Below are 9,179 nucleotides of genomic sequence, written 5' to 3'. Positions count from 1 at the left end.
CGCTTGGCGTCAGTGACTGCGACCCAAAAATTCCCGTCTAACTCATTGATTGGACGGGAATTTCTGGGCCTTTCGTTACACTTTTAGCGCAAGTTCCGATTAGAACGGAATGTCGTCGTCCATATCCTCGAAGCCGTTCGAGGCCGGCTGCTGCGGACGGCGCGCCGCGCCGCCCTGCTGACCACCGCCCTGCTGGCCACCGCCCTGCGCGCCGCGGCCGCCGCCATAGCCGCCGCCCGAGGCTTCGCGGCTATAGCCACCGCCACCGCCGCCGTAGCCGCCTTCATCGCCGCCACCGCCGCCGCCGCCCTGGCGCGAACCCAGCATCTGCATCTGGTCGGCAACGATCTCGGTGGAGTACTTGTCCTGGCCGGACTGGTCCTGCCACTTGCGGGTGCGGATGCGGCCTTCGATATAGACCGACGAGCCCTTGCGCAGGTACTGGGCGGCGATTTCGGCCAGCTTGCCGAACATCGCCACGCGGTGCCATTCGGTGGCTTCCTTCATCTCGCCGGACTGTTTGTCCTTGTAGCGGTCGGTGGTGGCCAGGCGCAGGTTGGTAACGGCGTCGCCGCTGGGCATGTAGCGGGTTTCGGGGTCTGCGCCGAGGTTGCCGACGAGAATGACTTTGTTGACCGATGCCATGTGAATGTTCTCCAAAAGCCACGCGCGGTGTTGAAAAGCGTGGCAATACGATGACGGTGAAAGCGGGTTGTAGTTTGACGCGATCGTGCCGCGACGTAAACGAACATCGCGCCCCCGCCAGAATGCCGGGTGGCGCGATGATGCTAGGCCTCTTTCCGGCCCGAATGCTTTACGAAATGATGCGGAACCAGGCGCCGGCTCAGGCCGCGGTCGCCGGTGCGGCTTCCTGCCCGCGCGCCGGCGGCGCCTTCATGCTCCAGGCGATTATAAGCCACAGCAACAGCACCGCCGCGCAGCCGACGAACACGGCACTGCGGCCCTCGTGCTTGAGCAGCCAGCCACCAGCGGCGCCGCCCAGGAACAGGCCCAGCGCCTGGGTGGTGTTGTAGACCCCGAGCGCCGCGCCGCGCGCGGCCGCGGCGTAGCGCGACACCAGCGAAGGCTGCATCGCCTCCAGCACGTTGAAGGCGACGAAGAACAGCAGCAAGACCCCGACGATGGCCCACAGCCCGTGCACCGCGGCGAACAGCAGCTGCACCGCGGTCATCAGCGCGACCGCGCCCAGCAGCACCGGGCGCACGCGGCCATAGCGCTCGGCCGCCATCATCGGGCCCAGCATCAGCACGAACGACACCAGCACCACCGGCAGGTAGACCTTCCAGTGCTGGTCCAGCGGCATGCCGGCATCGGCCAGCATCGCCGGCACCACCATGAACATCGCCACCTGCGACGCGTGCAGCGCCAGCACGCCGACATTGAGCCGCGCCAGGTCGCCGTTGAGCAGCACCTTGCGGAACGGCAGCCGCACCGGGTGCGGCGGCGGCGGGGTCGGCACCAGGAACACGGTCACGCCGATGGCGACCAGGCCCAGCACCGACATCAGCCCGAAGATGCCGGACATGCCGATGCTGTGCAGCAGCGGCGAGGCAATCACCAGCGACAGCGCGAAAGTCAGCCCGATGCTGCCGCCCACCATCGCCATGGCCTTGGTGCGATGGCGCTCGCGGGTCAGGTCGGCGATGCAGGCGGTGATGGCAGCGGAGATCGCGCCCATGCCCTGCAGCGCGCGCCCGGCGATGATGCCGGACAGCGTGTCGGAAAACGCCGCCACCAGGCCGCCGGCGATGAACAGCAGCAGGCCGCCCACCATCACCGGCTTGCGTCCGACTCGGTCGGACAGCCAGCCCAGCGGGATGTGCAGGAACGCCTGCATCAGGCCGTAGATGCCCATCGCCAGGCCGACGCGCTGCGCGTCTTGCCCGTCGGGCAGGGCCCGGGCGTACTCGGCAAAGACCGGCAGGATCAGGAACAGGCCCAGCATGCGCAGCGCGAAGATGCTGGCCAGCGACACCGCGGCGCGCAGTTCGGCGCGCGTCATGCGTTCGCGCGCGGGGGCCTGGGATGCGTCGGCGGCACCCGTTTCCGGGGAAGAAGAAGGGATCGACGGCATTGCGATCGTGGGATCGTGTGGATTCGGGGTCGGGCTGGTTGCCGGTGGGCGGCAATGGTCGGGTCCGCTGGTGGCCGGACAACCCCGGAAACCGAAGTTGGGTATATTAACAGGTTTGCTCCTTCGCGCTTCCCGGGTCACCTGGCCATGCCGGCTGCCCCCGAGAGGTGCGCCCGGGCGCGCATTCCGGCCGGGGCGGCCCGCCTGGCGACGACTTTTCGGCATATGGAAGAAATCAAGATTCGTGGGGCGCGTACCCACAACCTGAAGAACATCAATCTCGACCTGCCGCGCAACCGGCTGATCGTGATCACGGGTCTGTCCGGTTCGGGCAAGTCCTCGCTCGCCTTCGACACGCTCTATGCCGAGGGCCAGCGCCGCTACGTGGAATCGCTCTCCGCCTACGCCCGCCAGTTCCTGCAGCTGATGGAGAAGCCGGATGTCGACCTGATCGAAGGGCTGTCGCCGGCGATTTCGATCGAGCAGAAGGCCACCAGCCACAACCCGCGCTCGACCGTCGGCACCGTCACCGAGATCCACGACTACCTGCGCCTGCTGTACGCGCGCGCCGGCACCCCCTACTGCCCCGACCACAACCTGCCGCTGCAGGCGCAGAGCGTGTCGCAGATGGTCGACGCGGCGCTGGCGCTGCCGGAAGACACCAAGCTGATGATCCTGGCGCCGGTGGTGGTCGACCGCAAGGGCGAGCACTCGGACCTGTTCGACAGCATGCAGGCGCAGGGTTTCGTGCGCTTTCGCATCCGCTCGGGCGGCGGCACCGCGCACGAGGCGCAGGCCCGGGTCTACGAGGTCGACGCGCTGCCCAAGCTGAAGAAAACCGAGAAGCACAGCATCGACGTGGTGGTCGACCGCGTCAAGGTGCGCGCCGACATCAAGCAGCGCCTGGCCGAGTCGTTCGAGACCGCGCTGCGGCTGGCCGACGGCCGCGCGCTGGCGCTGGAGATGGACAGCGGCAAGGAGCACACCTTCAGCTCGCGCTTTGCCTGCCCGATCTGCTCGTACTCGCTGCAGGAACTGGAGCCGCGGCTGTTCTCGTTCAACAACCCGATGGGCGCGTGCCCGAGCTGCGACGGGCTGGGGCAGATCACGTTCTTCGATCCGAAGCGCGTGGTGGCATTCCCCAACCTGTCGCTGGCGTCGGGCGCGATCAAGGGCTGGGACCGCCGCAACCAGTTCTACTTCCAGATGCTGCAAAGCCTGGCGGCGTACTACGACTTCGACACCGAGACCGCGTTCGAGGCCCTGCCGGAGAACGTGCAGCAGGTGGTGCTGCACGGCTCGGGCGAGCAGGAAATCCCGTTCACCTACATCAACGAACGCGGCCGCACCACGGTGCGCGAGCATGTGTTCGAAGGGATCATCCCCAACCTGGAACGCCGCTACCGCGAGACTGATTCGGTCGCGGTGCGCGAGGAACTGGCCAAGTACCAGAACAACCAGCCCTGCCCGGCCTGCCACGGCACCCGGCTGCGCACCGAGGCGCGCCACGTCAAGCTGGGCGACGGCGAGCAGGCGCGCGCGATCTTCGAGATCAACGGCTGGCCGCTGCGCGACGCGCTGACCTATTTCCTGACGCTGGACATGCACGGCGCCAAGCGCGAGATCGCCGACAAGATCGTCAAGGAGATCACCGCGCGGCTGAACTTTCTCAACAACGTCGGGCTGGACTACCTGTCGCTGGAGCGCAGCGCCGACACGCTGTCGGGCGGCGAGGCCCAGCGCATCCGGCTGGCGTCGCAGATCGGCTCGGGCCTGACCGGCGTGATGTACGTGCTGGACGAGCCCTCGATCGGCCTGCACCAGCGCGACAACGACCGCCTGATCGGCACGCTCAAGCACCTGCGCGATATCGGCAACTCGGTGCTGGTGGTCGAGCATGACGAGGACATGATCCGCGCCTGCGACTACGTGGTCGACATTGGCCCGGGTGCCGGCGTGCACGGCGGCATGATCGTGGCCGAGGGCACGCCGCGGCAAATCGAGGATTCGCCGGCATCGCTGACGGGGCAGTACCTGTCGGGCCAGCGCCGCATCGAAGTGCCGAAGCAGCGCGCCGCCCCGGACGAAGAGCGGCTGCTGCGCATCGTCAACGCCAGCGGCAACAACCTGCGCAACGTCACCGCCGAGGTGCCGGTGGGCCTGCTGACCTGCATCACCGGCGTGTCCGGCTCGGGCAAGTCGACGCTGATCAACGACACGCTCTACCACGCGGTGGCACGCCACCTGTACGGCTCGACCCCTGAGCCGGCGGCGCACGACCGCATCGAGGGACTGGAGCACTTCGACAAGGTCATCAACGTCGACCAGAGCCCGATCGGCCGCACGCCGCGTTCCAACCCGGCCACCTACACCGGCCTGTTCACGCCGATCCGCGAGCTGTTCGCCGGCGTGCCGTCGGCCAAAGAACGCGGCTACGACCCGGGCCGGTTCTCGTTCAACGTCAAGGGCGGCCGCTGCGAATCGTGCCAAGGCGACGGCGTGCTCAAGGTCGAGATGCACTTCCTGCCCGACGTGTACGTGCCCTGCGACGTCTGCCACGGCAAGCGCTACAACCGCGAGACGCTGGAGGTGCTGTACAAGGGCAAGAACATCTCCGAGGTGCTCGACCTGACCGTCGAGCAGGCGCACGAGTTCTTCAGCGCGGTGCCGGTGGTGCGGCGCAAGCTGCAGACGCTGCTTGACGTGGGCCTGGGCTATATCCGCCTGGGACAATCGGCGACCACGCTGTCCGGCGGCGAAGCGCAGCGCGTCAAGCTGTCGCTGGAGCTGTCCAAGCGCGATACCGGGCGCACGCTCTACATCCTGGACGAGCCCACCACCGGGCTGCACTTCCACGATATCGAACTGCTGCTCAAGGTCATCCACAAGCTGCGCGACCAGGGCAATACCGTCGTCATCATCGAGCACAACCTCGACGTCATCAAGACCGCCGACTGGCTGATCGATATGGGGCCGGAGGGCGGCGCTGGTGGCGGCCAGGTGATCGCGCGGGGCACGCCGGAGGCCGTGGCGAAGAGCAAGGCGAGCTTTACGGGGAAGTATCTGAAGCCGTTGTTGGCGCGGTAGGGCCATCGGAATTTTCGGTGAGACGCGGTGCAAGAATCTTCGGGACTTTCTTGCATCGGCGGTCGTTAGTTGCCTTGCATCAAGACGTGCTGACATTGATGGCCTAGGTGCCCGCTCATCTCCTAACGTGAAGACATGGACGTGTCCCATCATGTCCTTCCTTTACTGGGCAACGAGGAGACGCCGATGCGAAGTCGAATGCAGCATGCGCTCAGGATCACCGCGCTCGGGGCTGCGGCATGCATGAGCCATGCCCTTGCGCAGAATGCGCCCGACAACGCGATACGCAATGCCGATGGCTCTCGCACCATCCTGCGCTCGCAACAATTGCCTGAAGCCAATGAGCGCCACGCGCGCTGGTGCCAGCTGCACGCCGGCGTGGACATCACCAATGACGGCGACGTGACGCTAGGGCCGAAGACGTTTGACGCAGTGGTCTGCCGGCGGCTCGGTCCTTCCGCGCCGGGATTCTCGGGCGCCTATATCCCAAAGAGCCCCGACCAGAATGTCATCTCGCCCGACACCGAGATGGAGAAGGCGCCCTTCCTCATTCCGCAGTCTCCGCGGATGTTGTCGCCCGAACAGGACGGCCGCTTGGCCCCCCATTCATCGACTGTGATTCCTACCATCAGCGTCTACCCGAACAACGGCTATACCACTAAGAGAGACACCCTCTTCTATCCCGCTTCCTACGCAATCTTTTATGATTTCACAGGCAGCCCCAAAGGACGCGTCGTATCGAGGATTCCTTTGTTGGGATGCCAATGGAGCTGGGAGGGCCTGATCCAATGGAATCCGCACCAGGTCGACGGCTTTACCGCCTGCATGGCCCCATCGTTTCAAGCAGTGGTTGGAACCAATATCGAAGCATGTGTGGGATTCTTGTGCGCGCGCGGTGAAGGGTCTTTTGTCGTTGAATAGCCGTGCCGCACCGGGGGCCAGCGGCCGCGGTACTAGCCTTCGCAGCCGGCGGCACCGTTCACAGCCCGCGGTCAATCCAGCCCGGCGGCTGGCAACACGCGCGTGCGCCGCGCCGTCCCGCCCAGCGGCAATTCGATCACCACACCCCCGCCGCTGTCGGCACCATGCCCGGTCAGCGCGGTGATCACCACCTGGTGCGTGACCATCAGGTAAGGCCCGCCGCGCGGGTCGAGACCGTCGATCAGCCGCGACAGCTGCGCGACCTGCGCGTCGCGGCGCTGCGCATCCGCGCTGAAGAATGAATTGAGCAGCGGCTGCACCTGCACCGGTCCCAGCCCGATCAGCCGCGCGGTGTCCTGGCAGCGGCACCAGGCGCTGCTCCACACCTGCGTCGGCCTGAAGCCGGCCGCCTTCCAGCTCGCGCCCAGCCGCGCCGCCTGCTCGCGTCCGCGCGCGTCAAGGTTGCGCTGGGTGGCGCAATCCGCCAGCTGGAACCCGGGCGGATCGCCCACGCCCGGCGCGCTGGCATGGCGCAGCACCACCACGAAATTCGGGTGCCGCAGTTCGGTCACCGCGATCTCGCGCTGTGATGCCGGAGCGACCTGCGCGGCGGCAAGCGTCGGAGCGATGGCAAGCAGGGCAAGCCATCTGCAAAAGGCGGGCATGGGCGGCTCCTCCGGTGGTGGGCCAACCCATCCGGTATAGCAGGCGCCGGCTTGCTTTCGCTACCTCGCGCCCTACCATGAAGCGGACGGCGACACCCATCGCACAGGAGCCCCGCCATGGAACTGACGGTCGTACCGGTCACCAAGCCGGAAGCCACCAACTTTATCTTCGGCCAATCGCATTTCATCAAGACCGTGGAAGACCTGCACGAGGCGCTGGTGGGCACGGTCCCCGGCATCCGCTTCGGGCTGGCCTTCTGCGAGGCCTCGGGCAAGCGGCTGGTGCGCTGGTCGGGCACCGACGAGCACCTGATCGACATGGCCTGCGAGAACGCGCGCGCCATCGGCGCGGGCCACAGCTTCCTGATCTTCCTAGGCGACGGCTTCTTCCCGGTGAACGTGCTGGGCGCGGTGCGCGCGGTGCCGGAGGTATGCCGGATCTACTGCGCGACCGCAAACCCGACGCAGGTGATCGTGGCGCAGACCGATGCCGGGCGCGGCGTGGTGGGGGTGATCGACGGCGCTTCGCCGCTGGGGATCGAGACCGAGGCGGATGTGGTGGAACGAAAAGAGCTGTTGCGCAAGTTCGGCTACAAGCTGTAGCCGATCCGCTCAGGGCCGCGCTGCCTCTACGGTCGAGACCGGCGGCACATCGTCTTCCTTCATCCGGCTGCGGTTGAGCACGCCGGCCTGCTCCAGCACCGGATAGGCAGTGGCGCAGAACAGCGAGTTCAGCCGCTTCAGCTCGCTGATCACGTCCAGGTGCAGCGAGCTGGTCTCGATGCTTTCCGCGGTCTGCACCGCCACGCGCTGCAAATGGGTGCGCGCGTATTTGCGCTCCAGTTCGCGGAAGTTGGCCTTCTCCGCCATCAGCGCCTGCGCGCTCTTCAGGTCGCCGTTGAGAAACACCGACAGGCCCAGGCGCAGGTTGGCGACCAGGCGCGCGTGCATCTCGGCGATCTCCTGCATGCCGGCCTCGGAGAACATCAGGTTGTGGGCAATCTTCTTGTCCTTGGTATCGAGCAGGATGCGCTCGATGATATCGCCCGCGTGTTCCAGGTTGATGGTGAGCGAGATGATCTCGGTCCAGCGCTGGCCGTCGCGCTCGTCCAGCGCTTCCAGGCTGATGCGGGTCAGGTAAAGCTTGATCGCGGTGTAGAGGTCGTCGACCTCGTTGTCGATGCGGCAGGTGGCGGTGGCCAGCTTGGCGTCGTTGGTGCGCAGCACGCGCAGCATGTTGTCGAGCATCTGCTCGATGCGGTCGCCGATGCGCAGCACTTCGCGCGCGGCGTTGGACAGCGCCAGCGTGGGCGTCGACAGCGCGGCGGTATCGAGATGGCGCGGCGTGACCTGGCTGTCGCCGGTATTGCGCCCGGGCAGCACTTTTTCGCACAGGCGCGCCAGCGGCGCGGTGGCGCCGAGCAGCAGCACCGCCAGCGCGACGTTGAACAGCAGGTGGAAGTTGACGATCAGCCGTTGCGGCTCATGATCGACCAGCGCCAGCAGTTCCTCGGCCTGGCCCAGCAGCGGCAGCGCGATCAGGCAGCCGAGCAGGCGCGACAGCAGGTTGCCCAGCGTCACGCGCTTGCCCGGCTGGTTGTTGCCCGAGGTGGTCAGCAGCGCCGAGACGCCCGAGCCCAGATTGGCCCCCAGCACCAGCGCCAGCGCCACGTGGATCGACACCACCCCGGCCGAGGCCAGCGCGCCGCAGAACAGCACCACGGCCAGGCTGGAATAGCAAAGGATGGTCAGGAACGCGCCGACCAGCATGTCGAGGCCCGAATCGCCGGTCAGCGAGGCGAACAGCACCTTGACGCCGGCGGCCTGCACCACCGGCCGCGTCGCGATCGAGATCAGTTCCAGCGCCAGCGTGATCAGGCCCAGGCCGATCAGCACGCGGCCGACGTGGCCGGGCTTGCTGCCCTTCCAGGTCAGGTGGCAGATCACGCCGACGAAGATCAGCAGGGGCGACAGCCATGACAGGTCCAGCGAGAACACCTGCACCATCAGCGCGGTGCCGACGTTGGCGCCCAGCATGATCGCCAGCGCCGGCGCGACGGCGATCAGGCCCTGGCCGACGAAGGAGCTGACGATGACCGCGGTGGCGTTGCTGCTCTGGACCAGACCAGTAACGCCCAGCCCGGCCAGGAAGGCGGTGAAGCGGTTGGAGACGCTGGTCGACAGCACGTGGCGCAAATTGGCGCCATAGACGCGCAGGATGCCGACCTTGACGATGTTGGTGCCCCAGACGAGCAGGGCAACGCCCGATAACAGGTGAAGGAGAACGCCCATGGTGCGCCTTTGTGTGACCGGTGCCGAATACTGACTGGAGGCTCCGCCCGGTCATCGTGTCGTTGTCAAGGGCTCATTATGCGCCCGGCCCCCGGCACCGGCAACGGCATGGGCCCCGC

At 66.7% G+C, this 9,179-nt stretch carries 7 protein-coding genes; 3 read left to right on the top strand and 4 right to left on the bottom strand.

The window, feature by feature from the left end:
- Positions 1-99: 99 nt before the first annotated feature.
- Positions 100-645, bottom strand: coding sequence for a single-stranded DNA-binding protein (locus FHX60_RS15220; protein ID WP_112773818.1), 546 nt, complete (start codon positions 643-645; stop codon positions 100-102).
- A gap of 199 nt (positions 646-844) precedes the next feature.
- A complete protein-coding gene (locus tag FHX60_RS15215; RefSeq protein WP_112773819.1) occupies positions 845-2,095 on the bottom strand; it encodes an MFS transporter in 1,251 nt (416 codons plus the stop codon).
- A gap of 225 nt (positions 2,096-2,320) precedes the next feature.
- Between FHX60_RS15215 and uvrA the strand changes: the two genes are divergently transcribed.
- Together uvrA and FHX60_RS15205 are read left to right on the top strand one after the other, a co-directional pair.
- Positions 2,321-5,182: an excinuclease ABC subunit UvrA gene (gene uvrA / locus FHX60_RS15210; protein WP_112773820.1), complete on the top strand. Its 2,862-nt coding sequence runs from the start codon at positions 2,321-2,323 to the stop codon at positions 5,180-5,182.
- 135 nt (positions 5,183-5,317) lie between these two features.
- A complete protein-coding gene (locus FHX60_RS15205; protein ID WP_183283833.1) occupies positions 5,318-6,103 on the top strand; it encodes a hypothetical protein in 786 nt (261 codons plus the stop codon).
- A gap of 71 nt (positions 6,104-6,174) precedes the next feature.
- On the opposite strand, the gene FHX60_RS15200 is transcribed toward FHX60_RS15205, so the two are convergent.
- On the bottom strand, positions 6,175-6,768 hold the full coding sequence (locus FHX60_RS15200; protein WP_183283832.1) for a histidine phosphatase family protein: 594 nt from the start codon (positions 6,766-6,768) through the stop codon (positions 6,175-6,177).
- Positions 6,769-6,885: 117 nt separating this feature from the next.
- Here FHX60_RS15200 and FHX60_RS15195 point away from each other — a divergent pair, with 117 nt between their 5' ends.
- A complete protein-coding gene (locus tag FHX60_RS15195) occupies positions 6,886-7,371 on the top strand; it encodes an adenosine-specific kinase (protein ID WP_183283831.1) in 486 nt (161 codons plus the stop codon).
- 9 nt (positions 7,372-7,380) lie between these two features.
- Here the strand turns inward: FHX60_RS15195 and FHX60_RS15190 are convergent, their stop codons facing one another.
- Positions 7,381-9,060, bottom strand: coding sequence for a Na/Pi cotransporter family protein (locus FHX60_RS15190; RefSeq protein ID WP_092307552.1), 1,680 nt, complete (start codon positions 9,058-9,060; stop codon positions 7,381-7,383).
- Positions 9,061-9,179: the final 119 nt, after the last annotated feature.

The organism is Cupriavidus alkaliphilus (genome assembly GCF_014191175.1).
GTDB classification, from domain to species: Bacteria; Pseudomonadota; Gammaproteobacteria; order Burkholderiales; family Burkholderiaceae; genus Cupriavidus; species Cupriavidus alkaliphilus.
This window is presented reverse-complemented; position numbering and strand designations above follow the sequence as displayed.

Excerpts from the sequence above, each read along its gene's own strand:
- FHX60_RS15220 (WP_112773818.1), bottom strand. The coding sequence starts at position 645 with ATGGCATCGGTCAACAAAGTCATTCTCGTCGGCAACCTCGGCGCAGAC.
- FHX60_RS15215 (WP_112773819.1), bottom strand. The coding sequence starts at position 2,095 with ATGCCGTCGATCCCTTCTTCTTCCCCGGAAACGGGTGCCGCCGACGCA.
- uvrA (WP_112773820.1), top strand. The coding sequence starts at position 2,321 with ATGGAAGAAATCAAGATTCGTGGGGCGCGTACCCACAACCTGAAGAAC.
- FHX60_RS15205 (WP_183283833.1), top strand. The coding sequence starts at position 5,318 with ATGGACGTGTCCCATCATGTCCTTCCTTTACTGGGCAACGAGGAGACG.
- FHX60_RS15200 (WP_183283832.1), bottom strand. The coding sequence starts at position 6,768 with ATGCCCGCCTTTTGCAGATGGCTTGCCCTGCTTGCCATCGCTCCGACG.
- FHX60_RS15195 (WP_183283831.1), top strand. The coding sequence starts at position 6,886 with ATGGAACTGACGGTCGTACCGGTCACCAAGCCGGAAGCCACCAACTTT.
- FHX60_RS15190 (WP_092307552.1), bottom strand. The coding sequence starts at position 9,060 with ATGGGCGTTCTCCTTCACCTGTTATCGGGCGTTGCCCTGCTCGTCTGG.